This window comes from Corynebacterium mycetoides, from assembly GCF_900103625.1.
Classification (GTDB): Bacteria; Actinomycetota; Actinomycetes; order Mycobacteriales; family Mycobacteriaceae; genus Corynebacterium; species Corynebacterium mycetoides.
The window spans coordinates 1,048,668-1,074,155 of record NZ_LT629700.1; the positions used below are offsets into that span (position 1 = coordinate 1,048,668).

The 25,488-nt window shown below is 58.7% G+C and carries 20 protein-coding genes and 1 pseudogene; 7 read left to right on the forward strand and 14 right to left on the reverse strand.

All coding sequences use genetic code 11. The annotated features are described in order from the left end of the window. Nucleotides 1-12: 12 nt before the first annotated feature. The 3 genes from BLS40_RS05070 to BLS40_RS05080 all read right to left on the reverse strand — a co-directional run bounded on the left by BLS40_RS05070 (nucleotide 13) and on the right by BLS40_RS05080 (nucleotide 2,872). On the reverse strand, nucleotides 13-516 hold the full coding sequence (locus tag BLS40_RS05070; protein WP_092149619.1) for a septum formation initiator family protein: 504 nt from the start codon (nucleotides 514-516) through the stop codon (nucleotides 13-15). A 246-nt stretch (nucleotides 517-762) separates the two neighbouring features. Then, on the reverse strand, nucleotides 763-2,037 hold the full coding sequence (gene eno, locus BLS40_RS05075) for a phosphopyruvate hydratase (protein ID WP_092149622.1): 1,275 nt from the start codon (nucleotides 2,035-2,037) through the stop codon (nucleotides 763-765). Between the two features lie 82 nt (nucleotides 2,038-2,119). Next, nucleotides 2,120-2,872, reverse strand: coding sequence for a lytic transglycosylase domain-containing protein (locus BLS40_RS05080; RefSeq protein WP_092152187.1), 753 nt, complete (start codon nucleotides 2,870-2,872; stop codon nucleotides 2,120-2,122). Nucleotides 2,873-3,097: 225 nt separating this feature from the next. Between BLS40_RS05080 and BLS40_RS05085 the strand changes: the two genes are divergently transcribed. Further along, the gene (locus BLS40_RS05085) at nucleotides 3,098-3,502 is read left to right on the forward strand and encodes a hypothetical protein (RefSeq protein WP_092149625.1); all 405 of its coding nucleotides are present in this window, start codon (nucleotides 3,098-3,100) and stop codon (nucleotides 3,500-3,502) included. Here the strand turns inward: BLS40_RS05085 and BLS40_RS05090 are convergent. Continuing rightward, nucleotides 3,499-4,071, reverse strand: coding sequence for a MazG nucleotide pyrophosphohydrolase domain-containing protein (locus tag BLS40_RS05090; protein ID WP_092149627.1), 573 nt, complete (start codon nucleotides 4,069-4,071; stop codon nucleotides 3,499-3,501). The two genes, BLS40_RS05085 and BLS40_RS05090, sit on opposite strands and share 4 nt — an antisense overlap. Before the next feature lie 46 nt (nucleotides 4,072-4,117). On the opposite strand from BLS40_RS05090, the gene BLS40_RS05095 reads away from it, so the two are divergent. Beyond that, complete coding sequence (locus tag BLS40_RS05095) at nucleotides 4,118-4,741, forward strand: 8-oxoguanine DNA glycosylase OGG fold protein (protein WP_092149630.1); 624 nt, start codon at nucleotides 4,118-4,120, stop codon at nucleotides 4,739-4,741. Nucleotides 4,742-4,747: 6 nt separating this feature from the next. Here BLS40_RS05095 and dnaG read toward each other — a convergent pair whose 3' ends face one another. After that, nucleotides 4,748-6,634 (reverse strand): DNA primase, encoded by a 1,887-nt coding sequence (gene dnaG / locus BLS40_RS05100; RefSeq protein WP_092149633.1) that lies wholly within the window; start codon nucleotides 6,632-6,634, stop codon nucleotides 4,748-4,750. Between the two features lie 36 nt (nucleotides 6,635-6,670). Here dnaG and BLS40_RS05105 point away from each other — a divergent pair, with 36 nt between their 5' ends. Then, the gene (locus BLS40_RS05105; protein WP_407922419.1) at nucleotides 6,671-7,093 is read left to right on the forward strand and encodes a ribonuclease domain-containing protein; all 423 of its coding nucleotides are present in this window, start codon (nucleotides 6,671-6,673) and stop codon (nucleotides 7,091-7,093) included. Between the two features lie 78 nt (nucleotides 7,094-7,171). Beyond that, nucleotides 7,172-8,056, forward strand: coding sequence for an endonuclease domain-containing protein (locus BLS40_RS05110; protein WP_092149636.1), 885 nt, complete (start codon nucleotides 7,172-7,174; stop codon nucleotides 8,054-8,056). 357 nt (nucleotides 8,057-8,413) lie between these two features. Here the strand turns inward: BLS40_RS05110 and BLS40_RS05115 are convergent. Next, nucleotides 8,414-8,659: pseudogene (locus BLS40_RS05115) on the reverse strand (integrase core domain-containing protein); the annotation flags it as partial. 62 nt (nucleotides 8,660-8,721) lie between these two features. On the opposite strand from BLS40_RS05115, the gene BLS40_RS05120 reads away from it, so the two are divergent. Beyond that, nucleotides 8,722-10,065, forward strand: a complete 1,344-nt coding sequence (locus BLS40_RS05120; protein ID WP_092149642.1) for an IS256 family transposase — start codon at nucleotides 8,722-8,724, stop codon at nucleotides 10,063-10,065. Nucleotides 10,066-10,211: 146 nt separating this feature from the next. Here the strand turns inward: BLS40_RS05120 and BLS40_RS05125 are convergent, their stop codons facing one another. Then, nucleotides 10,212-11,450 carry an IS256 family transposase gene (locus BLS40_RS05125; RefSeq protein ID WP_172808044.1) on the reverse strand — a complete coding sequence of 413 codons (1,239 nt, stop codon included), beginning with the start codon at nucleotides 11,448-11,450 and terminating at the stop codon, nucleotides 10,212-10,214. 390 nt (nucleotides 11,451-11,840) lie between these two features. Between BLS40_RS05125 and BLS40_RS05130 the strand changes: the two genes are divergently transcribed. Then, nucleotides 11,841-13,070 (forward strand): IS110 family RNA-guided transposase, encoded by a 1,230-nt coding sequence (locus BLS40_RS05130; RefSeq protein WP_092149648.1) that lies wholly within the window; start codon nucleotides 11,841-11,843, stop codon nucleotides 13,068-13,070. Nucleotides 13,071-13,224: 154 nt separating this feature from the next. On the opposite strand, the gene BLS40_RS05135 is transcribed toward BLS40_RS05130, so the two are convergent. The 3 genes from BLS40_RS05135 to BLS40_RS05145 are packed head-to-tail and all read right to left on the reverse strand — an operon-like array spanning nucleotide 13,225 to nucleotide 15,120. Next, entirely contained in the window at nucleotides 13,225-13,782 is a 558-nt protein-coding gene (locus BLS40_RS05135; protein ID WP_092149651.1) for a hypothetical protein, read from the reverse strand. Between the two features lie 10 nt (nucleotides 13,783-13,792). Beyond that, complete coding sequence (locus BLS40_RS05140; RefSeq protein WP_092149654.1) at nucleotides 13,793-14,176, reverse strand: hypothetical protein; 384 nt, start codon at nucleotides 14,174-14,176, stop codon at nucleotides 13,793-13,795. Between the two features lie 11 nt (nucleotides 14,177-14,187). Further along, nucleotides 14,188-15,120 carry a UTP--glucose-1-phosphate uridylyltransferase gene (locus tag BLS40_RS05145; RefSeq protein ID WP_092149657.1) on the reverse strand — a complete coding sequence of 311 codons (933 nt, stop codon included), beginning with the start codon at nucleotides 15,118-15,120 and terminating at the stop codon, nucleotides 14,188-14,190. 306 nt (nucleotides 15,121-15,426) lie between these two features. Here BLS40_RS05145 and BLS40_RS05150 point away from each other — a divergent pair, with 306 nt between their 5' ends. Then, nucleotides 15,427-17,652: a heparinase II/III domain-containing protein gene (locus tag BLS40_RS05150; RefSeq protein ID WP_092149660.1), complete on the forward strand. Its 2,226-nt coding sequence runs from the start codon at nucleotides 15,427-15,429 to the stop codon at nucleotides 17,650-17,652. A gap of 56 nt (nucleotides 17,653-17,708) precedes the next feature. Here BLS40_RS05150 and BLS40_RS10950 read toward each other — a convergent pair whose 3' ends face one another. The 4 genes from BLS40_RS10950 to BLS40_RS05165 form a co-directional block, all read right to left on the reverse strand. Beyond that, the gene (locus BLS40_RS10950) at nucleotides 17,709-18,335 is read right to left on the reverse strand and encodes a serine O-acetyltransferase (RefSeq protein ID WP_157672442.1); all 627 of its coding nucleotides are present in this window, start codon (nucleotides 18,333-18,335) and stop codon (nucleotides 17,709-17,711) included. Between the two features lie 42 nt (nucleotides 18,336-18,377). Further along, nucleotides 18,378-20,327 (reverse strand): glycosyltransferase, encoded by a 1,950-nt coding sequence (locus tag BLS40_RS05155; protein WP_092149663.1) that lies wholly within the window; start codon nucleotides 20,325-20,327, stop codon nucleotides 18,378-18,380. A gap of 38 nt (nucleotides 20,328-20,365) precedes the next feature. Continuing rightward, nucleotides 20,366-22,864, reverse strand: a complete 2,499-nt coding sequence (locus tag BLS40_RS05160; RefSeq protein WP_092149666.1) for a CgeB family protein — start codon at nucleotides 22,862-22,864, stop codon at nucleotides 20,366-20,368. A 191-nt stretch (nucleotides 22,865-23,055) separates the two neighbouring features. After that, nucleotides 23,056-25,092 (reverse strand): glycosyltransferase, encoded by a 2,037-nt coding sequence (locus BLS40_RS05165; RefSeq protein ID WP_092149669.1) that lies wholly within the window; start codon nucleotides 25,090-25,092, stop codon nucleotides 23,056-23,058. Nucleotides 25,093-25,488 lie beyond the last annotated feature (396 nt).

Here is a 25,488-nt window from a genome sequence, read left to right on the forward strand (position 1 = left end):
AGGTCTAGTGGCCTACTGCTGGGGGACCTCGCGCAGGCTGTCCCACAGAACCTCCGACCAGCCGCGCTCGTCGGGTGCCTGCTCCGTGGTGATGTTTTCGCCGTGGGTCATGCGGGGATCGATAATCCGCCAGGCCTGCTCCCCCGGTTCCATCACGCCCAGACGCCGACGCGCCTCCTGCTTGACGTACTCCGGATCCTGGTACTCGGCAATGTCCGTCTCCAGATCGGTCTTGCGCTGCTCGAGCGCCTCGATGGAGTCGTTGAGGCGCGCGATCTCGCTGCGGCCCTCGTAGTAGTTGCGCAGGGGTACCGCGATGGCGAGAAGTACCGCCACGATGACCGTGATCAGGATCGCCCAGCTGGTCAGATCCTGCTGGAGCAGAGGCTGCTTCCTCTTCGCCGTGCGGGCCTGCCGGCGCTCCTGCTTCGCGCGCTCCCGCGACGCCACGGGAACCGTCGTCGCTCTGGGTCGGCGGCGCGGCTGGTCCTGCGGGGGTGTGGCGCGTGTGGTCATGGTGACTCGAGTGTAGTCGCTTAAGAGTGCGGCGCGGTGACGCAACGGCGGTGCGACAAGCGATAAGTGTTGCACCAGCGACGTCAAGCACCTATGGTCCTTTTTATTGCTCCTCGTCTTCCCCCTCTCGGGAATGGCGAGGATTTTTCACTCCCTCGCCCCACGAACTTCGACTTCTAGCACGGCGAAACCCCCGCCGCGCTGCCCATGATGGGGCGCGTGGCGGGGGCGTCGATAAGCGGGCTGCTACTTGAAGCGGGGGAAGGCGGAGCGGCCGGCGTAGACCGCGGCCTCGCCCAGCTCCTGCTCGATGCGGAGCAGCTGGTTGTACTTGGCCACGCGCTCGGAACGCGCCGGCGCACCCGTTTTGATCTGGCCGCAGCCCAGTGCCACGGCGAGGTCGGCGATGGTGGTGTCCTCGGTCTCGCCGGAGCGGTGGGACATCATCGTGCGGTAGCCGTTGCGGTGGGCCAGGTCGACGGCGTCGAAGGTCTCGGTCAGGGTGCCGATCTGGTTGACCTTGACCAGCAGCGCGTTGGCGGCCTTCTTCTCAATGCCCTGCGCCAGGCGCTTCGGGTTGGTGACGAAGAAGTCGTCGCCGACGATCTGCACCTTGTCGCCGATCTGGGCGGTGAGTTCGACGTAGCCGTCCCAGTCGTCCTCATCCAGCGGGTCCTCGATGGAGACGATCGGGTACTGCTCCACCAGCTCGGTGTAGACCTTGATCATCTCGGCGGCGGAGTGCTTGCCGCCCTCGAAGTTGTACACGCCGTCCTCGTGGAACTCGGAGGAGGCGACGTCGAGGGCGAGCGCGACGTCATCACCAAGTGTGTAGCCGGCCTTCTCCACGGCCTCGACGATGAGGTCGAGCGCGGCCTTGGTGGAGTCGACGGACGGGGCGAAGCCGCCCTCATCGCCCAGGCCGGTGGACAGGTTCTTGGCCTTGAGCACGGACTTCAGCGCGTGGTAGACCTCCGCGCCCATGCGCAGGGCCTCCGCGAAGCTCTCGGCGCCGATCGGGGCGATCATGAACTCCTGGACGTCCACGCCGGAGTCAGCGTGCGCGCCGCCGTTGAGGATGTTCATCATCGGAACGGGGAGGATGTGGGCGTTCGGGCCGCCGATGTAGCGGTACAGCGGCAGGCCGGCGGACTCGGCGGCGGCCTTGGCCACGGCCATGGACACGCCCAGGATGGCGTTTGCGCCCAGGCGGGACTTGCTTTCGGTGCCGTCGAGCTCGATCATGGTCTGGTCGATGAGGCGCTGGTCATCCGCCTCGATGCCGGCGATGGCGTCGGCGATCTCCTCGTTGACGTTGTCCACGGCGCGGCGTACGCCCTTGCCGCCGTAACGCTCGTCCTCATCACGCAGCTCGTGCGCCTCGTGCACGCCTGTCGACGCCCCGGAGGGCACGCCGGCGATGCCGTGGGCGCCGTCGTCCAGGAAGACCTCGGCCTCGACCGTCGGGTTGCCGCGGGAATCCATGATCTCCCGGGCGAATGCGTGAATGATGTCAGCCACTGTTACTCCTTATAGTTGTCGGCGCTGGTGTCGCACCCAATTGTTCCAGAGTTTTCCCGCTTTGTGGCGCACTAGTGGCGCACTAGCGGTGCGCCGGCTGATTCATCGCGTAGTTCGCCGCGGCGTCGCGCACTTTGACCACGTAGTCGTTGGAGTTGTTGTAGCTGAAGATCGCGTCGCGCCACCCCTCCGGGGTTGAAAGATCCCGGTTGTCGGCGCACAGGAGGTTGGCGGACGCCAACGCGGCGTCATCAATCTGCTGCGGATCGGCCACGCCGTCGCCGTTGGCGTCGCGGCCGTAGATCCGCCACGACCCGGGCAGGAACTGCATCGGCCCCACGGCGCGGTCGAAGGTGGCGTCGCCGTCGAGCGCACCGCCGTCGGTGTCGCGGATCTCGGCGAACTGCCCCGAGCCGTCGAGCGCCGGGCCGATGATCGGGGGCTGGGCGAACCCAGCCTCATCGAGCCTGCCCGTGTCGAAGGTGCGGCCGGTGTACGTGCCGTGGCGCGTCTCCACCCAGCCGATGCCCGCCAAGGTGTTCCACGCCAGGTTGCACTGCGGCCACGCCTCCTGCGCGACGAGCGCGGCGTTGCCGTAGGCGCGCACCGCCTGCGGGCCGATCCCGGTCTGCTCCGCGATCGGGGCCGCCCACTCGGCCAGGGTGTCGGAGGTGCGGCCGGGCGCGTGGACGTCGATAAGCGGCGGCGCCTGTGCTGCGGCCGGGGGCACATCCGCGGGCACGGGCTCGCGGGTCGCGGGCGTGGCGACATCCGAGAAGACCGAGAACATCCAGCCCGTCAGCGCGATGATGAGCACGATGGCGGTGACCACCATGACAATCCCGGCGCACCCGCAACCGGCGTTGACGCGGCCGGGGCGGTTGCGGTCCGGCACGGGCCGGGGCGGGCGGTACGTCATGTCGGCCTATCCTACCGGGCCGGCTGTCGGCGACCCCGACGGGCACATTTTGGTAACAATCTTCACTTCCGTCCCACCAGCCTCAGTGGTTACGGATATTCTTTCGGTCGTTCCCTGATTTTGCACAGAAAAGGACCCCACATGCGTCGCACCGCCCCCATCCTCGCCGCCGGCCTGATCACCGCCGCCCTCGCCGCCCCCGCCCAGGCACAGACCAACGTCCTCGAGATAGCCGAGCTGGTCAACGGCGGCATCGCCACCGCCGACTGCGGAGCCGTCACCGCAGGGCTGAAGGCCACCGGCCTCGTCGGCGCCGAGACCACCCGCGGCGAACTCGTGACCAGCCTGAACAAGGCGGTTGGCGACGACTCCACCCTGCGCCTCGTCGCCGCCCTCACCATCAACACCATCGGCGACCGCGCCCTCGAGTGCGGCGCGGTCAAGCCCGACCCGGTCACCCCGCTCAACCAGGCCGTCGCCTTCGCCTCCCAGCTCTCCTCCCAGGTCGGCCTGCCCGAGCTGCGCAACCTGCTGCCCGCGCTCTAGCGCTCGCGCGCTTTCCCCTCCGCCCACAGCCGGTCCTGCTCCACGATCCCGACCACGCCGGTCGAGCCGTCGAAAAGGTACGGCGCCCGCGAGCGGAGCTTGTCGACGAACGCCTGGGCGACATCCGCGAACCCAAAACCCTCCGCGATCTCGGAGTGGAACAGGACCTGCAGCAGGATGTCGCCAAGCTCCTTCTTCAGCTCCAGCTCGTCGCCGGCGCGGACGGCCTCCGCGAACTCGCGGGCCTCCTCCTCCAGGTACGGCAGGAGGCTCTCGTGCGTCATCGCCCGCTCCCACTCCCCGCGGCGGCGCGCCTGGCGCATCGTCTCCACCGCCTGGAACACCGGGTCGCGGCGGCTGGGAACCTCGATGACATCCTCCCCGGCGCGCTCGCGCACCTGCGGATCCGCAGGATCCGTGGTGACCAGCCAGTCACCGGTGCCCTCGCCGTCCTCCAGCGCCCACCGCACCGACACCGGCACCTCGGCGGTGAACTGGCCCCGGCCCGTGATCCGCACATCGAACGGGATCATGGTGGGCCAGCGGGGGTCGAGAACCAGGACAGTCATGGTCCCTCATCATATTGGCCGGCGAGAGTCTGCCACAATGGAGCGCATGACTGATGTTTCCGCGCAGCTCGCGCGCCTCTCGCCGAGCCCCGACGACGTGCTCGGCCAGGCGTCCACCTTCTCCCCGCGCCGCTGGAAAACCGGCTGGCCGCACCACTTGGGCCACGTCCCGCCGTACCGGGACGACGCCTTCGCCTCCCTGACCAGGGCCGAAGTGTTCCAATTCGCCGACGACGTCCACTCCTCCGGCCGCCACCGCGACGCGCTCATCGACTTCATCGGCGCCGCCTTCGCCTTCGCTGCCGGAAAGTCGCCGCAGACGCAGCTCAAGCTGCAGCAGTTCCTACGCAACAAGGGCCAGGCGAACTCCCTGCTGCAGGCGCTGCGCTCCCTGGGCGGGCTCACCCCCGTGGAGCAGTACGAGCGCGTGCGCGCCACCGGGCTGCCCCCGCGCTTTGCTTCCGTGCTGGTGTACTTCCTCGCCGGCCCGCAGGACGGCTCCCCCGCCCCCGTGATCCTGTCTGAGCCCGCGGCCGCCGCGCTCGGCGTGGACGGCGATTCCTGGGACGCCGTCGAGTACGCCGCCTACCTCGACGCCGTCAGCGCCGCGCGCGACGAGTGGGACGCCTCCGCGCCTCTCGACGCCGTGGAGTACGCCCTGAGCTCCTAGTGACTCTTAATGGCTGGGGCGGAACGCCCTGTCATTGAGCTCCCGGCGCGCCGTCTCCAGCGCCAGCAGATCCGAGAACAGCGCGTTGTAGGTCTTCTCATCATCCGACGGGCGCATGCGCTGCAGCTGCGCCTTGAGCTGCGCGATCTGGTCCCCCACCCGCGCCTCCTGCAACCGCGACAGCACGGAATCGGCGTAGGTGGTCATGTCGTCGGCGTGGATGTCCTCCACCGCCAGCTCCGAGACGAAGTTGCGGCCCGCGAGGTCCAGCATCTCCCCGGCCACCGCGCTGATCCACCCCGCGCCGCCGTCCGCCGCCGCCGCGCCCCCGGCCGCGGAGATCGCGTCGCGCACCTGGCGGTAGGCGCCGTTGGTGAACGCGTCCGGGTTGATGCCGTCGAAGTAGTCGCCGGCGGAGTCCGGGTACTGCAGGGCGATCTTCAGCGCCTCGCGCTGCGGCGACAGCAGCGGGTCGTCTGCTTTCGGTTTTGTTAACTGATTTTGTTGGGCTTGTTGCGGCTGCTCCGGTTCCCGGACCGAGCGCTTGGCCTTCTTCGGCTTCTTCGCCTCCGCGCGCACCTGCGCAACAACCTCACCCGGGTTCGGCCAGCCCACCCAACCCGCGAGCCGGCGCGCGTACTCCGTCTGGAGCACCGGGTCCGTAATCTCCGCCACCACCGGAACGGTGCGCCGCAGCGCCTGCAACCGGCCCTCGGCGGTGTCCAGGGAGTACGCGCTCAGCAGGGACTGCAGGACGAACTCGTACATGGGCACGCGGCTGGCCACCAGATCCCGCACCGCGGCATCTCCCCTGGCCAGGCGCAGGTCGCACGGGTCCATCCCCTCCGGGGCCACGGACACGAAGCTCTGGCCCGTGAACGCCTGGTCCCCCTCGAACGCGCGCATCGCGGCCTTCTGGCCCGCCTCGTCGCCGTCGAAGGTGTAAATCAGCTCGCCGCGGAAGTAGCTGTCATCCAGCATCAGCCGCCGGATGACCGCCATGTGATCCTTGCCGAACGCCGTCCCGCACGACGCCACCGCCGTCTTCACCCCGGCCGCGTGCATCGCCATTACATCCGTGTACCCCTCAACCACCACCGCCTGGTGGCCCTCCGCAATGTGCTTCTTCGCCAAATCCAAGCCGAAGAGCACCTTCGACTTGTGGTAGAGCAGCGTGTCCTGGGTATTCATGTACTTACCCATCGGATCATCGTCGAACAATTTGCGCGCGCCGAAACCAATCACGTTGCCGGCGACGTCCTTGATCGGCCAAATCAGCCGGCGTCGGAATTTGTCAATGGGGCCGCGCCGGCCAAGCGTCGATAAGCCTGCATCCTGCAACTCCTGCACATCAAACCCCTTGCGGAGCAGGTGCTTCGTCAACGTGTCCCACCCATCCGGCGCGTACCCGCACTCGAAGTGGTAGATCGTCTCCTTGTCGAAGCCGCGGTCCAGCAAGAACTGGCGGCCCACCTCCGCCGCCGGAGTCTCCAGCTGCTCGCGGTAGAACTCGTGCGCCGCCTTATTCGCGGCCAAAAGCCGCGCCCGCGTGCCCGGCTTGACATCGCGCGCGCCCGTCGAACCACCCTGATAATTGATGTGGTAGCCGATCTGCTCCGCCACCGCCTCCACGGCCTCCGGGAACGTCAGCTGCTCCATCTCCATCAGGAAGGAGAAAACGTCGCCGCCCTTGCCCGTGGAAAAACAGTGGTAGTAACCGCGCGCCGGGCGGACGTGGAACGACGGCGTCTTCTCATCCTTGAACGGGCTCAAACCCTTCAGCGAATCATGGCCGGCGGGCTTGAGCTGCACGTATTCGCCCACAATGTCCTCGATCGGGGCGCGCTCGCGGATAGCCTGAATGTCACTATCCGGAATCCTGCCCTTCGCCATGCGCTCATCATAGCCACGCGCGCGACATGTGCGACAATGCTGCGCATGGGAGGAACGTCAGGGCTGAACAACCGCTACCTCGGGGTGCTGCTCATCGGGCTCGTCGGGGCGTCGCTAAGCCTGTTCGGGTACCGGAACTACGCGGAAGGCGGGCCCACCGGCGTCCCCTTCTGCGCGCCCTCTGACGTTCCCGCGCAGGCCTGGGACACCATCGAGCTTGTCGAACAGGACGGGCCCTACCTCCACCCGGAAACCGACGACAAGCGATTCGGCAACTACGAGGGCGTGCTCCCCGACGAGGAACTCGGCTACTACCGCGAATACACCGTGGAGACGCCCGGGCTGGGGCACCGCGGCGAACGGCGCATCGTCACCGGCGGGGGCGACGACGGGGAAGTCGACGAATGGTACTACACCGGCGACCACTACGAAAGCTTCTGCGAGGTCCCCGGCGTGTAACTGCGGACAACGCGGGGGTTATCCACAGGCTCTCGTCTATGGCGCCCGGCTCCTGTCTTCGTGTGCGAGAGTGCCCGCATGGGGGATTTCATGTACGCGTCGGAACTCGTTCGGGCGGCTCGCGCGATGGACGCCGAGCGGCTGGGCCACGACCACATCCGGCTGGCGGGGGACTACTTCTACCCGCTCGAACAATTCGCGCGCCTGCGCACATACGAGCAGCAGCGCCTCGTGGTGCTCGCCGCCGGGCTGCGTGCGCGCAAAGCCGTCCTGACCGGGAAATCCGCCGCCCGACTCCTCGGCGGCTGGGCGATGCTCACCGAGCAGCCGGAACCCGTCGAACTGGCCCTGTGCTCGCGCACCGCACCGCCGCGGTCCAAGACTCCCGTGGGCACCGTGTACCGCCGGGTGCCCCTTCGCGACGACGAAATCCTCGACGCTTACGGAGCACGATGCACCACCCCGCTGCGGACCACCTTCGATGTCGCCGCGCGTCACGGATTCCGCGAAGGGCTCGTCTGCGCCGACTGGGCGTTGTCGCAGGCGGGCGTGCGGCTCGCTGACATGCACCGCGAACTCTCCTGTTCCCGTCGCTTCGTTGGAATCGGAACTGTGCGCCGCGTACTAGAGCACGCCACCGGGATGTCGGAGTCGCCCTACGAAAGCTGGTTCCGCGCTGTGCTCATTGAGCGCCGGATTCCTTTCACGTTCCAGCCCAGCATCGGCAAGTTTCGCCCCGACTTCCTTATCAAAGACCTGGTGGCGGTGGAAATCGACGGCAACTCCAAATACGCCGGGCGCGCCGAGGAGGAGCTGCTGCGCGAGAAACGCCGGCAGGACGCGCTGACCAACATGGGATTCGTCTTCGCCCGGTTCTCGCCGCTGGAGATTGTGCGTGAGGACGAAAGGGTGATCCGGACGATTCTGCAGTTGGTGGAGAACCGTGGGCGGCCGCTTGGGTAGGTGTTGGGGGTTTGAAGTGTCCTGGTGTTCGTGTTCTGGTGTGCGTGTTTGACCGGAACGGGTTTAGGAGGCCGGTTTCGGAGGGTCTTGCTGCTTCCGGTCGAACAGGGCGCCGTGTGCGGCGGTGCGTGTTCGACCGGAACTGGTTTGGGAGGACGTTTTCGGAGGCGCTGGCCGCTTCCGGTCGAACAGGGCGTGGCGTGGCGGCCGCGAGCGGGGGTGCGGCGGTGCGTGTTCGACCGGAACCGCTGCCAGGAGCCAGTTTCGGGGGCTGAAGCGTCCTGGTTTTCGTTCCGCTTATTGAACGCCCAACGGGTGGGGGCCCGACCCCTGGAAAGTGGACACAGGGAATTGAACTTATGCGGTCAAGGTGAGTTTACCGCAGGTGCGGTTTTCGAACTCGAGGGGCGACAGATAATCGCACCATGAGTGTCTGCGCTTCTGGTTGTAGCGCACACACCACGCGAAGACGTCCCGTCTTGCGTGCAGCAGTGAGTCGAAGCATTTCCGGTTTTGCAGCACCTCGCGTTTCAATGTCGCGTTGAACGACTCCGCTAGCGCGTTGTCTGCGCTGGTTCCCACCGCTCCCATCGATTGGGTCACCAGAGGGTGTCAGATGGTTTGTGTGTGAGGGATTCCCCTCACACACAAGGAGATGAACCAGAATGACTACCGTGGCACGACGAAACCCAGAGGACTCCGCAAAGATCAAAGCGATCGAGGAAAAGCTCCTCGCCAATCCTGAGATGGCGAAGCTGATCGACGAGCTCGGCACCTCCACCACGGATGCCAACGATCTCGTCCGGGGCCTGCTCCAGGCCTCGATCAACCGGGGCCTCAACGCCGAGATGGATGCCCACCTCGGCTACCAGCACGGCGACCGGAACAGCAAGGAAGCCGCTGGTCAGAACAATTCCCGTAACGGTTCCTACCCCAAGCGGGTCGATTCGAACTACGGACCGGTCGATGTCGCTGTTCCCCGGGACCGTGACGGATCCTTCCTGCCGACAATGGTGCCCAAAGGATCCCGCCGGCTGACCGACGTCGACGACATGATCATCAGTCTCTATGCCGGTGGCATGACCGTCCGAGACATCCAGCACCACATGGCCACCGCCATGGGCGTGGACATCTCCCATGAAACAATCTCCGCGATCACCGATGCGGTCCTCGAGGAGGTCATGATCTGGCAGAACCGCCAACTTGATGAGTTCTACCCCGTGGTCTTCCTCGATGCGTTACGGATCAAAGTCCGTGACGGGGGCCGGGTGGTCAACAAATCCGCGTACCTGGCTATCGGGGTGGACATGGAGGGGATCAAACACATCCTGGGTATCTGGCTGGCTAAAGAGGAAGGAGCCTCGTTCTGGGCGCAGGTGTGTGCCAACCTCGCTACCCGCGGAGTGCACGATGTGTTCATCGTGTGCTGTGACGGGCTCAAGGGTCTGCCGGAGGCTGTGGAAGCCACCTGGCCGGATTCGATGGTCCAGACCTGTGTCGTCCACCTGATCAGGGCAGCAAACCGGTGGGTGGCCTATGGAGATCGTAAGGCGGTGTCCGCCGAGTTGAAGAAGATCTACACCGCCCCCACCGAGCAAACCGCTCTGGCGGCGTTGACGGAGTTCGAGGCCTCCGAGCTGGGGGAAAAGTATCCGCAGTCAGTCAAGGTGTGGCGCGATGCGTGGGACCGGTTCATCCCGTTCCTGGAGTTCCCACCGATGGCTAGGAAGGTGATCTACACCACGAACTCGATTGAGTCGATGAACAACGAGCTGCGTAAAGCCACCCGGAATCGGGTGCAGTTCACCAACGATGAGTCTGCGATCAAAACCTTGTGGTTGATGATCTGCAACATTGAGGACAAACGGGCCGCCAAGCGTGCTAAGCAGGGCAAACGGGTCGCGGCGACCAGCGGCCGGCTGATCGAGGGCAGTCGGGTGACGAACTGGAAGCAGGCCATCAACCAGATGTCTGTGGCTTACCCTGACCGCTTCGAGCCCTACCTCTAATAATCACGCCCCACACACAAACAACTTGACACCCTCGGTCACCCCTAGCATCGTGCATCGTGAGCTAAATGCCTTCGAGGTGGTCAAGTCCCGTGTAGTGGTGTAGCCGTCTAGCTTTCGGCTCGGTATGTAGTTCGGGGTTGTGGTTAGGCGGTTAGCTGGTGATGGTCACCATGGTCGTCTCCTGTGGGGTGCATGAGTTGTTTGGTGTGTTCGAGTGCGGACAGTGACATGTAGCGTTTTTGCTGGATCCAATCGTCGTGTTGCTCGGCAAGAACCGCCCCGACAAGCCGGATGATGGATTCGCGGTTCGGGAAGATGCCCACGACATCGGTGCGCCGGCGGATTTCCCGGTTTAACCGCTCGGTGGGGTTGTTCGACCACACCTTCGTCCACACTGGTTTCGGCGCTGCGGTAAACGCCAACACCTCATCGAGTGATTCCTCTAGATAGGCAGCGACCTGCGGGAATTTCGGTTCCAACAGGTCAACTACCTCACGGGCTTGTCCCCAGGTGGATGCGGCATCGGGTTGCTGGAAGATTGTCTGGAACATCGCAGAGACCATCGGCCATTGTGTTTTCGGGACTTTCTCGTAGAGGTTCTTCGCGAAATGAGTGCGGCACCGCTGCCACGACGCATCAGGCAGCACTTCGGAGATAGCGTGCTGAATACCTTCATGGGCGTCACTGGTGACTAAGAAGACGCCGCGAAGCCCGCGGGCTTTTAGATCTTGGAAGAAGCCTTTCCACGACGCGTTGGATTCCGCGGTGGCGACATGCATGCCGAGCATTTCGCGGTACCCGTCGGCGTTGACCCCGGTGGCAAGCAGTACGGAGCATTTGACCACACGCCCGCCTTCACGGACTTTGATCGTCAACGCGTCACACGACAGGTAGGCGTACCCGCCGGGATCAAGCGGGCGGTTTTTGAAATCTGTGACCATCTCGTCGAGTTCTTCCGACATGCGCGAGACTTGAGATTTCGACATATTGACAATCCCAAGTGTTGCCACCAGGTCATTCATCCTGCGGGTGGAAACCCCTTTGAGGTAGCAGGTCGCGATCACAGTCGATAAGGCGCGCTCGGCCCGTGAGCGGCGCTCTAACAGCCAGTCCGGGAAGAACGCTCCGTGGCGCAGTTTCGGCACCGCCACATCGATCGTGCCCACACGGGTATCAAGGTCGCGGTGACGGTACCCGTTGCGGTGGTTGACCCGCTCGGCAGAAGCGACACCATATTCAGCCCCGCAAACGGTGTCAGCTTGGGCGGAGAGGATCTGGTTGATAAACCCTTGCAGCATCTGCCGCATCAGATCCGGGGAGGCCTGTGCCAGCAGATCGTCCAGATAGGTTGCAGGGTCGATAGAATGCGGAGCAGCGGTCATCGTCATGTGCCTTTCGGTGAGATGTGGTAGTTGAGTCGAAAGGTTACTGACGATGGCCGCCCCTATATCTGCCAGGGCCCACCATCAGCAAGCGTTACACCACACTAAGGGACACTGATAATGGGAGTGCGGGACAAGAACCATCCGGAATGACCCACTAACGGACTGGCCACAATCTGATTGTGTGCTTTCGTTGCGATCTGTCTTCCGGGCTGGTTCTCGCCCCGCACCGCGATCCGGCGATTCGGTCATGACCTCATAGGAGCGTGACCTCTCACCGTGAGCACCCCGGCAGGTGCCATAGTAGTAGTCCCATCAGTGTCCTGTCTGCTCGAACCCTCGGATCAGCGGCTACCTTCATCACTTCCCTATGCGAAAGCGTTGACAGCCATGACCACAGACATCGACCTCTCCGCAAGCCCCGTCGCCGGGGTCGACACCCACACCGACACCCACACCGTTGCCGCGGTGACCCCAACCGGCCGGCACCTGGCCACCGAAACCTTCCCCACCACCAGGCCCGGCTACACACACCTCGCCGAGTTCCTCAGCAAGCACGGTGTCGGCGCCGTCGGAGTAGAAGGAACCAACTCCTTCGGTGCCGGATTAACCCGGCACCTCATAGACCGTGGCTACACGGTCGTTGAAGTCCTGCGCCCGGCCCGCAGCATTCGACGCCGGGACGGGAAATCAGATCCGGTGGATGCCCTTGCCGCCGCGCGACAGGTCCTGACCGGGGAAGGGCTGAGCACGCCTAAAGATTCCACGGGCCCGGTGGAGTCGTTACGAGCGTTACAGATCACCCGGAAACAGCTGGTGTCCACCACCGCGAAACTCATCACAACGATGAAGTCGTTGCTGGTCACAGCCCCTGATGACATCCGCACCCGCTACGCCACGATGACCAACCACGCTCTGGTCAACGCGTTGGTGTACTGCCGACCGTCGTCGGATGTTACTGATCCGCGAAATGGTGTGCTGACCAGCCTGAAGATTCTGGCCACGACCTACCGCGCATTGCGGGTGCAGTGCGATGAGCTGGAAACCCGGATCGCTGCCCTGGTGTCAGTGATCAATCCCCATGTCAGCAACATCGTGGGATGTGGGGCTCTTGTTTCCGCTGATCTGCTGATCAGCATCGGCGATAATCCGGAGCGCATCCACTCCGAAGCAGCGCTGGCGCACTTATGTGGAGTGGCTCCACTGCCGGCAAGCTCTGGGCGAACCAACCGGCACCGGCTCAATCGTGGTGGTGACCGGCGGGCGAACTCAGCGTTGTACCGAATCGCTATGGTGAGGATGAAGTGTGACCAGCGCACCAGGGAGTACGTCGCCCGGCGTACCGAGGAGGGGTTGTCGAAAAGGGAGATTATTCGCTGCCTGAAGCGCGCGATCGTCCGGGAGATCTACCGGGTCATATGCACCAGGCGCAGTACGTCACAGCCCAGGGATCTTCGTCGGGATGAGTTGAAAGAACTGCGTATCGCGAAGCATCTCACCCAGGTGGTTGTAGCGAAGCATTTGGGGTGTGCCCCGGCGAGGATCAGTGACATCGAGACTGGAAAACGCCCGTTGACGGAATTAGCATCGGCCTACGAAAAATTTCTGAAAAGCGCTTGACACAATATAGGAGCATCGCAACCCTCCGCGGAGGCCGGCCTGCCGGAGGCCCGCAACATTCTGCCGGCACTGTCTTCGCAGTAGAGCCCCTTCGCTTATCGACGAAAGCGCGCGCCCACCAGGTCCCGCGCTTTTTGTCGTCCCGAAAAGACCCTTACCTCCGCCCAATCTCCCCCGGCGTGCAGATCGGCGACCGCCGAATGAACTCTTCCGGCGCCCCCTGCTCCCGCAGCTTGATGCCGTTGTAGCACCCTTGCCGCATTCCGCGGTCTGTCACGCCGTCGGTGGGCACGACGGTCCACCTGTCCCCCACGTACCGGAACCGCACAATCCAGTCGGTCTGGTTCGCGGACGCGACCGCCCACTGACCGTCGCAGTAGTTCACCACGGTGCCCGTGAAGTGGGGCCACCCCGGCACCAGCCTGTCGAACTCCTGCGCCGCACACGATCCCCGCTTCGGCGCCGGCGCCGGCAGCCCCGGGATCGCCGGCAGCTGAATCCACCCTTGCTGCACCGCGAACACGCCCGCCGCGCCAACTGCCGCCAGCACGCCAAGCACAATGCCGGCGATCGCGCCCGGGCTCAGCTCCCCCGAGCTCCCGCTTGCCGACGCCCCCGCCCCAATCTCCTCCGCTGCCCCCACCCCGGGAGCCACAACGGCGGTAGATGTCAATGCAGCGGCGATACTTAGAGCCAGAACTGTCTTCTTCATGGCTTCAAGCCTAGACCTGGTCTCCTGGCTGGGCTGGAGTTTCATCGCCCCGTTCAGGTACCGACGGACGCAAGTTCTCCTCCGGAATCCGCGACGGATTCCACGGCGGACTCGCTGGCCGCGGGAACATCGCAATGCCGACCAAAAACAGGACCGCCGCAATCGCACCGACGACCTTCCACCCGCGTTGCGCCCCCTCCCGGTCGCACCTCAACCACCATCCGCCAGTGAGGATCAGCGCCCCGCCAACGAGAATGAATGAGTAAAAGTTCGCCGTGGTGCCGTCGACACGGAAGGACGTGATCCACACGATGACGCCGAAGATGACGAGGGCGCCGAAGATCCAGCGGCGGCGTTCAGGCGAAAGGTTGCGGAAGTTGAAATGCGTGAACAACGTCTCGGTTTCTAGTCGGTCAGATCGGGGTTGTCCGACTCGTAATCGGCAATGATCGCCTTGATCGCCTTGTACAGCGCCGGACCGTACTTCGGGTGGTGCAAACCGAAATCCACATTCGCCGGAATATAACCACCCGGGTTGCCCAAATCGTGGCGCTTACCGTCATGAACCACCACATGCACCGGGTGACCCTCGCTAATCATCAACTCAATCGCGTCAGTCAGCTGCAGCTCCCCACCCTTGCCCGGCTCAATCCGGCGCAACGCATCAAAAATCCCGCGGTCCAAAAGATACCGGCCCGTCGCCACCAAATTCGACGGCGCCTCCTCCGGCTCCGGCTTCTCCACCATGCCCACAACACGCTTCACACTCGCAGCATCCACACCAGCGTCCGGAGCGAGTTCCTCGACGTCGAACACGCCGTAGTTGAACACCTCCTCCGGGCTGACCTCGAACGCGCACAACACAGACCCGCCCAAAGCCTCGCGGACCTCGGCCATCTTCTCCATCACACCCGTGGGCAACACAAGGTCATCCGGCAGCATGACAGCCACAGCATCCTCATCGGCCTCCAACACCGACTCAGCACACCCCACCGCATGCCCAAGCCCCAACGGCTCATCCTGCACCACAGCCTCAGCATCAATGATCTGCGCAGCACGAGCAACCTTCTTCGCCTGCTCATCCTTGCCGCGGGCACGCATCGTCGCGCACAACTGCTCGAACTCGCCGAAATGATCCATGATCTCGCCCTTGCCCGGCGCGGTAATCACAGCCAAACGCTCCGCACCCAACTGCGCGGCCTCTTCAGCGATGAGCTCAATGCCAGGGGTGTCCACAACAGGCAGCAGCTCCTTCGGCACCGTCTTCGTCGCAGGCAAGAACCGGGTCCCCATCCCGGCAGCAGGCACAATCACCGTCTTCACGCTCGAATTCCGCATAGAGCGTTAGTGTATGCGATTGGGTCCCGTCACCAACTGATAAAGAAGCAATAACCTAGCAAACTAACAGCTTAAGGATGAAGGAAGGACGCGTCCCACGGCTTCAATTCCCGCTACCAATCGGGGGATTCGAAAGCATTAAGTACCGTAATGCGACAATCAGAGGACTCGGCTGGGACCGACATCGCCATCCTGTTAAACCTACATTCACCGTTCTTAGATAAAATGAGCTAAAGATCGCTCGGGCGGAGGCAACTCCCAGTCTCTACACACCGTAGCTCCACTCTCTAACGAAAGGTGCTAAAAATGAACTTTAAAGAGTATTGGGACCGCTTCGCAACCAAGATGCCCACTCCGCGACAATGGTCGGTTGATGCCACGGAGAATGGTTATCAGTTGTCGCTCCCCAATAACCAAACTGTTGAGGTAGTTCCAGGTAATTGGAATTGGGGCCGAAAATTCCAAAACGATCCGCTTTCGACTAGGCTGTGGTTTGAATGCCTCGCTTGGCTGCCTGCTTTAGGTTTGGCACATGGCGACTGGGAGTCAGTTTCGGATGCTTTTCGCACGTATGGTCCTTGGATCAGCAAAATTAGCTCTGCAGATGGTTACCGGCAATATAACAGCCAGGATCATGCCATTGCGGTTCAGCTGAAAGTGGCCGCATCAACATTAGCGCGCTCGACCTTCGACGAAAGAGCAAGGGTTGCCGCTGAGGCTGCTGAAAAATTTCTCGATGACCTTGCAACCTTTGTCTTCGACCCCCAGTATGTGCAACCGAATAACCACGGCTTCATGGTGGCCAAGTCTTTCGTGGATGCAGGCGCTGTCCTTTTGAGCCTCAAGCCTGAATCAAAATTAGGAACTCGGTTCCTTAATGAGGGTTTGATCGCCTGCAGTTCGATTCTGAGCGAAGTTTTCGACGAAACAGGCATTACCAATGAGAATACGCCATTCTATCAGGGGTTTTATCTTCACATGGTTTCCGACCTCATTTCTTTCTGTGAATTCGCTGAAGTGGGTGAGGAGTATGTGGACGAATGGAAAACCCTAGTTGAAATGGGCACTGAAACATTGCAGCTCATGCTCCGGGAGGATGGAAGTTATCCGCCGGTGGGAGACGAATGGGGACGCCCCAGTGGTTATGATCCTGCTTTTGGCGAGCTGTTCTCGAAAGAGAATGGTTGTTTTTATTTTAAAGATGACGAGACAACCCTCTCAATCATCAGTGGTTGCCGAGGCACCGTACACAAGCAGGCGGACGATACTTCAATCCGACTCGCCCATAAAGGTAAGGATCTATTAGTCGACTGCGGTCTTCTCTCTTACGATCCGAATGACCCGATCGCCGCAATGATTCAAAGTCAAAGGGGACATTCGGGTTTGTTCTTCCCTCGTTTTGATCGGCACCGAGGAGTCGAACTTTTCCGCTACGGTACACCTCGGGTACGGAGCGAGATTGACAAGACGGTTACCGCAGACGGCCTAACGAAGATCACTTGCAGGAGCGAGATTGACGAAAAGTGGAAGGTTGAACGTGAGTATGTGCTGGAGGAAAACCACATTCGAATTTCGGACCAGTTTGAGGCACCTAACTCCGACGAGTACGCTATACAGCGTTTCGTTTTACACGAAGATTCGCTGATTGAGATTGACGGAAATCTGGTTCGCATCCAGAATGGTGACGTTCGTATGCGGATAACGCTAGAGTCAGAAGGGTCAATTCGTGTTAAGTGGGGCGTTTCCGGTGACTCTGCGAGTGGCTGGCGGGTACTCGAACCCTACCAAAAAGTTCCGACCCACGTGATCGAAATCTCGCCCTCTTACGGGCGTAAGACTATCGAGACATCCGTAGATTGGGGCTCGGCCGAGACCTACGACCACAACTACACTTCTGAACAGTTTACGCTGAAGAACGAGAATCTTCATACTGTCTGGTCCCAATCCCCCGCGTTACGGGTTCCAGATCGAGAGCTGGAAAACTTCACGGAGTATGAGGGAAGATGGGTTTCGCCTCGGGCCGAAACCCTGGGGGCTATACAGAGATTAATAAGTATTGTCTCTGAATTTGGTTGCGTTGATCCACGGGTCATCGACTTTTCAGGCAACCCGGTTGCCACCGGTCTTCTTCTGGCGCGGTCAAACGCGAGAGTCGAAGCAGTTTGCTCCGGGAACGCCACCGAATCGGGGTTGAGACGCATATTGGAACTTAACCCGTCCCTACCCCCAATTAGCATCAACTCGCTACCTGCGTTTGCCAGCGTCGATCCGACGGGCCTAATGGACAGCGTGCTCATCGCGGACGCCACGACTAACGTTGTAGAGTCCGGCCTGTTCCTTCAAGTGACTCAATGCGCACGCCCGATCGTCTTTTTCGGCTCGACCTGGGAGCAGATTGAGTTTCGACTGAGTCTACCAAATCCGCGCGATTTCGAAATTCTCCACATATCGAACGACCAAGGAGTTATCTACCTTCCGACGAAATCCGACTTCCAAAAGGTTGCAACAGATTTCATCAGGTCTATTTGGTGAGCACAAGCCCTCGCCACTCCCGCATCGGGAATGCCGGCGTAGCTAACTTTCGGTGATCAACGGTAATATACGTTCAGGAAATTTTCTTTGATTCGCTCGCGAAACACAGGATCACCGGATCCCTTCCCGGAGAAATATTTCCCGATGTACCCATCAATATTTTCGGGCGTGATACGTTTAATTGGTTTTGCCGGAACTCCCGCAACGATTGAGCCTGGGCTTACGTCTCCGGTGACTACCGCGTTCGCTCCAATGATGGAGAAATCACCGATCTTGCTTTCATGCCCCACGATACGAGCACCTGTTGCGATGTATACGTGATCACCAATTACCGGTGCTCCCCCAAGCGAGACGTTAGTGCCTATAGTGCTCCAGTCTCCGATATGCGTCTCAGCATGGAATAAAACGCCAAGCCCACCATAAGCGATATCAGTGCCGCGTCCCACATACACACTCGACGGAAGGTGACAACCATTGATTATTCTGTTCAACCGTTCGCACCGGTAGGCGAGTTTGTGATCATTGCGAAGATATGCTTCTCGCCCAATCTGATAAATCTGCAGTGCCCCAAGCTCAAGAGAATTAACGAGACCTTCAACATATGTTGACTCGATTCGCGAAAGATGGTATTCCTTGGCCGAGTCGTCGAGCAGGCACTCGATCCGCCCCTCCGGTGTATGCATCTCTTAATAAACTCCTTTCCCGATCTACACGTCATCCGTCACTTAAGGTACGCTATAGGGAATCGGGAGGGCCATTTTATACAGACGTAAAAATTCCTTCATGGAGAACCGCGAATTCACGTATTCGTCGCCTGCGAGTCTCTTTTGTTCGAAGACTCGGAAATCACGGCATTCGAGAATGTAGTCTCGCATTTCTCCAAGTGAAGAGAGGACGTATTCTTCGGGATACATATAGTCTGCACCTTCCCAAGGCCGGAGTAGCGTGATGTTCCCTGAGGCAAAACCTTCCGCAGCAGCCACATGTGACCCTTCAGCATCACTCATCGAAAGAACGAATCCTTTATCTGCTAACGCCTCCTTTGTATCAACCCAACCCTGGAATGAAATGTGATCGTCGAGTCCGTTTCGCTGGATGTATTCTTCGCACTCGCTGAAGTAGGCTCGTTCTTTCGGGTCATTGTAAACCCAGCCCAACTCCTCAGGGCGTCGCCCGAAGACCGTCAGGTTATAGCGTGGATCAATGCTGACCAAGCCATTTAGAAGTTCGAGTGCGCGACGATATCCTTTTCTAATTGGAATACTTCCAACCATGACTAGATTAAACACTTTGCTCGGGTCACTTGAGCGTTCGTAACTATCCACGTCAATGTAGTTGGGAACGTATCGCACAATTGATCGATCGAAACCGAAGACTCGCTGTGTTTCCTCGAACATCAAAGGCGCGATCGTAATTATCCTATCGACGTTCTCACGAGTTAGTTGATTGCCATAGTTTTTCGACGTCTCGAACCGATGTAGACGAATAGTTAAAGATTGCCGCGGGTTCTTCTTGGCTGAGTACCAGACTGCATTTCCAAGCATCCATTCGCAATGGATTGCGTCAGCCCAATCCAGCAGCCGCTGGCTCTTTGCGACATCGTGGGTGTCGTGACCATTCCACTCATCCACCTGAATTTGGTAGTGATCGGACAGTTCAGGAATTGCAGGCACGATAAAACGGAGATCGTACCCGGCTATTAGAAGCCTGATCTTGATGCTCTCAAGGAATTCTTCGTAGTTCGCAGTGAGCACCAACTCACAAATCTCTCGGAACCGAGGACCATAAGTGAAGTTCTCAACTGCGTCCTTATGCAGTTTCAGGAACTCACTGAATCTCAGGAAGTTCTCTCGAGTGAAGCCTCCAGAGTTGAATCGAATCATGTTTTGGATAGCAGCCGACAAAGCCGCCTGTCCACGTAATGCAAAGTAGTCAATACCAAGGGGCGATAGTAACTGCGAAGAAGTGGCCCAAGCCGATAAATGATTCAGCAGCTCTCGATCCTGGTACTGTTGCGTACTTGATTCGACGCCTTGACTCAGCGCAACATGGTAGACGAAGTCAGGCTCGTCCGAATACTCAACTTTTCCGACGTTCAAGGCGCGGTACAGGAAGATGGCATCTTCCGCAAGCCTCAAATCCTCAGGCCACTTCAAGTTGTGGTCAGCAAGAAAACTCGACCGGTAAACGCTGCAGACAGTTGTGCTGTGGTTCTGAACGATTGCTGAGATTCGTTCAGAATCCGATTCGAGATCCTGCCACTTCTCAATGCGATTCATTACTTTTCGCTCGTGCCCGTTATCTCTAATCAGAGGCGCTCTAACGAAATCTGCCCCGGTCTCCACCGCAACATTAAGGGCGGCCTGAATGCCGGCCGGTAAGATCTCGTCGTCCGGGTCTAGATGGAATACGAACTCACCTTTCGACAAACCAAGGGCCACGTTACGAGGCACTGAAGGCGTTCCGGAATTCCCATCAAGGCGCTCAACCACAACCCAGTCGCGAGTCTTTGCGAAGTCTACAAGTTTTTCGAAGGTGTTGTCCGTGGAACAGTCATCTATGAAAATCACCTCTACTTCCCCGAGACTTTCCTTTAGGTCGTTTAACGAATTCAGACAACGAGTGAGCTTCGAAGATACGTTGTAACACGGGATGATAACCGACAATTTGGTCATGTCTACAGCCTCCTTAAGTCGCGCAATTACCTTGGAGATCAAACAGCTAATACAAGACTCTGGGATCCACTCGCCCTGTCTCTGAGCCAGTTTTGAAGGCTGTTTCGTCCAACTAGAGCGAATTCAGGATCAGAAATCCTGGTGAACTGAAACTCAGTCTTGTCAGATGATTCTCTGAATACAACAGGCACGTCCACGTATTGAGAGTGCAACTCTAAGTCTTTGATCTGATTTTTAGTCGGCAGTTTTCGGTCGAGCTGATCAGACATCACAAAAACACCGGCTTCACTCTCGCCGAACAGTTCCTCTGGATAGGTATGTCCGGAGCGCAATAGTTCAGATGAAACTACCGAGATTCCATCACGGCCGTAGAGACAGAGGGCATCTGCGTAATCCAGCTTTGAGGCTTTCTCGCTGAGAAGGAGCACCTTCCCCCCATCCCAGTGCCCCGCAAGGCGCAGTGCATCGAATGCGATTTTCGCTGTACGAAGATCGTCTACCTCAACGACAATTGGAGGTCTCGAATGACTACGGTTGAATCGAACGCCAGCCACTTCGAGAATGTCTGCGAACCGGTTGCGGTAAGTGTGTGAACTTAGGACGCACTTTAAGTTCTCAGAGCGTGCTTGCTTCATAGTCTCTTCGTCTAGGTGCTCCAACCCGTTCGGGTCTCGATCCAGATAGAGCACGTTATCCCCGAAGAACGAATAGACGCCGCGTGAGTAGTTCGACACCACGAACGTATTGCAGGCCATCAACTCGAAGATGCGCCTCGCGAACATCGTTGTACTTTTCGTCTCCGTGTTGATCGTCATGCCCACATCCGACTCTTTGAAGACACTAGCCATGCGCGATGCTGGCACGGGAGGTTCAAGGTACGGCTCAAACCGTTCCGGAAATTTCTTGCTTTCGTCCGTAGAGCCGTAGAAGCGGTCGTAGATCTTAAGATCTCTATCGGATTCACATATAGCGTCGAACATTAGCTCCATGGCTCGACTTCGTTCTTTGTGATTCGAGTACCAGCTGCCGGCGAAAACTACATCACGGCTCCGGGGACCGTTGTTTATCGGGTTGAACAAGCGAGGCTGAACGGCGAAAGGCAGAACCGCGACACTTCTGTGTCCATGCTCCTTTTGGTACCGCTTCACGCATTGCTGATCCGTTGTAAATATATGGTCAAACTTGAGCGCGGTATCAACGAAGTTATGCTTCTTGTCGTCGTAGTGGGACGGATCTTCTTTATTCCAGAAGACCGTTGGAATGCTACGTTGTCGGCAATAACTCAAAATGTCAAGAAGGGCCGTTCGGTTCTCTCCTTTGAAGTTTTCTGAGGCATAAACACGGCCTTTCCAAGGTCGAGCTTCCGAGTCTCGTCCGCTCCATGCGGATTCACAGAGAAAGAGATCGGGCTGGAACTGGTCCATCTCTTTCTTCCAGTTTGCTACAGAAACCTCTTTGAGGTTGCATTCGTATCTGAAGCTGTTGAACGAGAACTCATCTAGGATGCAAGCGACTTTAATATCGCGGGGGTCTCGCAGCTCGAACCACTTTTCAGTGAAGCCCCTTTTCACGACCTTAACGGAGTTACGGATGGCCGGCGTTGAGTCCCATTTGCGTAAGCCGATTTCGAGGACTTTCGCATTTCGGGGCACATTAAACGCAATGCAGTTTTTGGTCTGAGCGCCTGCAGTTGATAGGTATTGGAATTCGCCGAATTGGTCGCTAACTGACGAAAGCAGACTGTACTCGATCTTTTCGTCACGGTCGCCCAGAAGAACTGCCGTCACCAATGCTGCTTTAGGATCCTTCAATTCTTGGCGAGACAATAATTCTAATTCGATCTGTAGGCTCTCAACTCCTTCTAATGAAACTTGGAATTTCAGAAAGTCGTTACCGAGTGCCAAGTACTCGTAATTGGGTAGAACTCGATCGACGGTTACGGAGGTTTCTTCTTCGAACTCCCCACGCGAATTCTCCTGCCGTGAATTCGTCTTTTCACTGCACTCTGCAGCTGGGTTGACTGGCTTGGCGGTATCCGTCATAGGTCTCGAGACGCTTTTCCCGTTATTCGACGAAGTCGGCTCAGTCGCTTTAACAAGCTTCGGTGCCTTGGCTGCCGCTTGGTTAGTAGCCCCAATAGAAGCGCCAAGCGACGGTTTTAAGGCCGTGATTTCCGTACTTAACTGGTCACCGACACGACCAAGCTGCTCACCAAACTGCTGCTCTATACGACGAGGCAATTGATCGATCGCTATCGAGAGCTGATCGACAGAGTCTTGCGTCTCTGATCTGTTCGTTCCGGCTTGCGTCAATGACGAAAAGCCACGTTCCAACCGATCATTAACGCGCTGGCTCTGCTTCTCGTTGCGGGCGCTTTGCAAGATGATCGACGCCGAACCGGCCAGCGTAGCAATGATCATGAACGCTAACGCGGTCGCTCGAAGGCCTGCGCCCATGAGCACGATTGCCACCAACAAGGCAACAGATGCAACTCCCATCAGCCCTATAGAAAGAAGGAAAGTTTTAGGTTTACGCATCTAATAGACCTTTCACCAATCGTCAGTGCCCACTTCGGCGGGTGCCAAACCTTAATACTAGCTGCGTCAAGAGTACTACAAGTTCCGCACTAGTTTGCACCAGAGAGGACTACCCTCGGGTTGTCTAGCTGCCGACCGGGCGATGAGAACGATTATCCACCAACTTTCAGTTTGGCGGTCTCCTTGAGCAATCATTTTAAGCCCAGTATTTTCTGCAAAACTTGAGCTGCACTACGGACGTCCCCAAGGTCGGAAATAAAAGCGACGGATGAACGCGATAGGGTCGATCCCGGCTCTGCCATTGCCCATATCGGCTGACCTGAACCCTCGTAATCCGCCAGTTTCGAAGGCAGAAAGGGGTTCTTCGAAAAGCGCGTTCCTGCTGTCACCGCATCAGTTACGAGCAGAACATCAAGCTGTGTGCAGGCATTTAGGAATTGAAGGTAAGGAAGGGGCGAATACGTCCGGATTGTAATCGGGGCATCATCCTGGTTCAGAATTGGAGCGTTCGACGAGAAGACGTGCAGAACTACTCGTGATCGATCAGCCGAAGTTAAAGTTTCGGAGGCTCGAAGGAAATCATCAAGCCCACGGTTTTGGTAGAAATTGCCGAAGTAGCCGATATTGATTTGCGTGGGTTCCAAATTCAGCTCATGGGGTACCGCGAAGTAGAAAGAGCGGTCAAGAGAAGGTTGGGCGATGACAGAGGACTTAGCGTCGACCATTTCTCGGAATGATGCTGGGTATGACCCAAGCATCAAATCCAGCTGATTAGAATTAGTAAAGATCAAAGAATCTGCGCGCAGCAGAGTTACCGCTTCCGTTAGATCGAAATGGGTTTGCCATTCAAGGTCAGGCCAAGCCGAATTGCGCAATGTTCTTGCCATACGCCGGGTTAACCTCGTACGCGGGACGTCCCCCACGCGATCATGACCTTGCGAGTCCCATCGCATAGGGTCCGAAAACTCCGCTGTCCAGTACACGCGAGGGTGGCGCTGTTTATAAAGTACCCCAGCGACGTGGGAACCCGACCACATTGCTCTCGTATAGAGCTCATCGTAATCGGATCTTGATACCTTCACAGCCTGTTTAGCGAAGTCTTCAATGCTACGCCAGTCGGAGAAAGAAGGAGGAGACTTAATTACCTTTCTATCCTTTACCAAACTTTCTGAAACTATCAAACTACTGGGATCCACCTTTCGTACCAAAGACATATCCCCGTGCACGACGTCGACGACTTCCCGCCGCGTTCTGATTCTTTTGGAGATTACGTTGGCTGCCGGGTCAGCGAATGGAGGAAAGTTGTACGAGATTATCAACTTCTTGGTCTTGTTTTTTCTCACCTTCCCCCACGGAAGCCCAAAAGCTCCAAGGAGAACAGCTTGCTCTGCGGCTCGTTCGATCTCGTCCGGATGGCGGTCTAAGTAACGGACAACAAAGTCAAACTGGGCGTCAACAAGTGCGTCAATAGCCGAGTGAGCCTCAATCGGTACCTTAATCTGACGCAATGCCGCAATGCATCGGAACCGCTCAGCCACCGAGAAACCAAAACTTTCTGAACGTCGGGAGACCGAGTCAGCTCGCATGACCCTGATGTAAGCTTCGTTTTCTGCGGAGGGAGGCACGAAGACTTCCAAGTCAGGTCGTTCAAGTAACTGCGCGTAAAATACTACGTCCTCCCCTGATCGCAGACTCTCGTCGTAGCGCAAATTTGCGGCTAGGGCGGAGGGCAAGATCTTGCAAGCATTGAAACCGAGTGCCCAAGGAATCTCAATTAAGCGCCTAGTTGAATTAGCGTTCGCTTTTATCCGTAAGTTGAGTGAGTTCGAAAAATCTACTTTTCCACCCACGTCATTGCCTAGGGGCATTAGCGTCAAACGTCTATCCTCACTGGCCCCCAATGCGGATTCAATAAACCCAACTTCAAGCCAATCGTCTGCATCGACGAAGGTAATGAACTGGTGTTGAGCACAAGCAAGCGCAATGTTTCTTGCTCGACCAGCACCATCCTCAAGTGATCGGAGAACGCGGATGTTGAGCTCGGGATACTGCTCGACAAAGGAATTGAGGACCTGTTCTGCACCGTCATCAGGACCGTTCAGAACGAAGATCGCTTCCCACAGCTGAGAGCTCGCGGTCTGGCTTTTTAGGGACTGCAGCAATCTAGGTAAGGTAGCGCACGCCCGATATGTAGGGACCAAGAGGCTAAGACCATGGAGTTGACTCATCGGAATACCTGTAAAAGTTTGTACATGTACGGAATCATCCGTTTTGGTATGTAGGGTTTAAAGGGCTTCGCCCGCGCGGCTAGCCATATAATCAGATCGCTTCTAGCGGGTTCAGGCATCTCCATCACCTTTGAGTTGCCAGACTCGACTGGGCGGCCAGACGGTACACAAATCCCTCGGATGAAATCATCCGCGTCGCGGTCTGTTTCTAGAGACCCGACCAACTGCAGTTTGAGAACTTGACCATCGATAGAACAACCGGAGATTGCGATCGAGTCCCATTCTTCCAGTATGGCGATCGTCACTTCAGGGTATCTTCTATCAAGCCATAGCTGCACATGACCCTTGTTAGATAGAATCTCAAAATCGTTGGGGATAAAACCGAGGTATATTACA

What these genes read in the sequence shown, in the direction of transcription:
- BLS40_RS05070 (WP_092149619.1), bottom strand. Translation starts at nt 516, where the DNA reads ATGACCACACGCGCCACACCCCCGCAGGACCAGCCGCGCCGCCGACCC.
- BLS40_RS05080 (WP_092152187.1), bottom strand. Translation starts at nt 2,872, where the DNA reads ATGGTGGTCACCGCCATCGTGCTCATCATCGCGCTGACGGGCTGGATG.
- BLS40_RS05085 (WP_092149625.1), top strand. Translation starts at nt 3,098, where the DNA reads ATGCGTCGCACCGCCCCCATCCTCGCCGCCGGCCTGATCACCGCCGCC.
- BLS40_RS05090 (WP_092149627.1), bottom strand. Translation starts at nt 4,071, where the DNA reads ATGACTGTCCTGGTTCTCGACCCCCGCTGGCCCACCATGATCCCGTTC.
- BLS40_RS05095 (WP_092149630.1), top strand. Translation starts at nt 4,118, where the DNA reads ATGACTGATGTTTCCGCGCAGCTCGCGCGCCTCTCGCCGAGCCCCGAC.
- dnaG (WP_092149633.1), bottom strand. Translation starts at nt 6,634, where the DNA reads ATGGCGAAGGGCAGGATTCCGGATAGTGACATTCAGGCTATCCGCGAG.
- BLS40_RS05105 (WP_407922419.1), top strand. Translation starts at nt 6,671, where the DNA reads ATGCTGCGCATGGGAGGAACGTCAGGGCTGAACAACCGCTACCTCGGG.
- BLS40_RS05110 (WP_092149636.1), top strand. Translation starts at nt 7,172, where the DNA reads ATGGGGGATTTCATGTACGCGTCGGAACTCGTTCGGGCGGCTCGCGCG.
- BLS40_RS05120 (WP_092149642.1), top strand. Translation starts at nt 8,722, where the DNA reads ATGACTACCGTGGCACGACGAAACCCAGAGGACTCCGCAAAGATCAAA.
- BLS40_RS05125 (WP_172808044.1), bottom strand. Translation starts at nt 11,450, where the DNA reads ATGACCGCTGCTCCGCATTCTATCGACCCTGCAACCTATCTGGACGAT.
- BLS40_RS05130 (WP_092149648.1), top strand. Translation starts at nt 11,841, where the DNA reads ATGACCACAGACATCGACCTCTCCGCAAGCCCCGTCGCCGGGGTCGAC.
- BLS40_RS05135 (WP_092149651.1), bottom strand. Translation starts at nt 13,782, where the DNA reads ATGAAGAAGACAGTTCTGGCTCTAAGTATCGCCGCTGCATTGACATCT.
- BLS40_RS05145 (WP_092149657.1), bottom strand. Translation starts at nt 15,120, where the DNA reads ATGCGGAATTCGAGCGTGAAGACGGTGATTGTGCCTGCTGCCGGGATG.
- BLS40_RS05150 (WP_092149660.1), top strand. Translation starts at nt 15,427, where the DNA reads ATGAACTTTAAAGAGTATTGGGACCGCTTCGCAACCAAGATGCCCACT.
- BLS40_RS10950 (WP_157672442.1), bottom strand. Translation starts at nt 18,335, where the DNA reads ATGCATACACCGGAGGGGCGGATCGAGTGCCTGCTCGACGACTCGGCC.
- BLS40_RS05155 (WP_092149663.1), bottom strand. Translation starts at nt 20,327, where the DNA reads ATGACCAAATTGTCGGTTATCATCCCGTGTTACAACGTATCTTCGAAG.
- BLS40_RS05160 (WP_092149666.1), bottom strand. Translation starts at nt 22,864, where the DNA reads ATGCGTAAACCTAAAACTTTCCTTCTTTCTATAGGGCTGATGGGAGTT.
- BLS40_RS05165 (WP_092149669.1), bottom strand. Translation starts at nt 25,092, where the DNA reads ATGAGTCAACTCCATGGTCTTAGCCTCTTGGTCCCTACATATCGGGCG.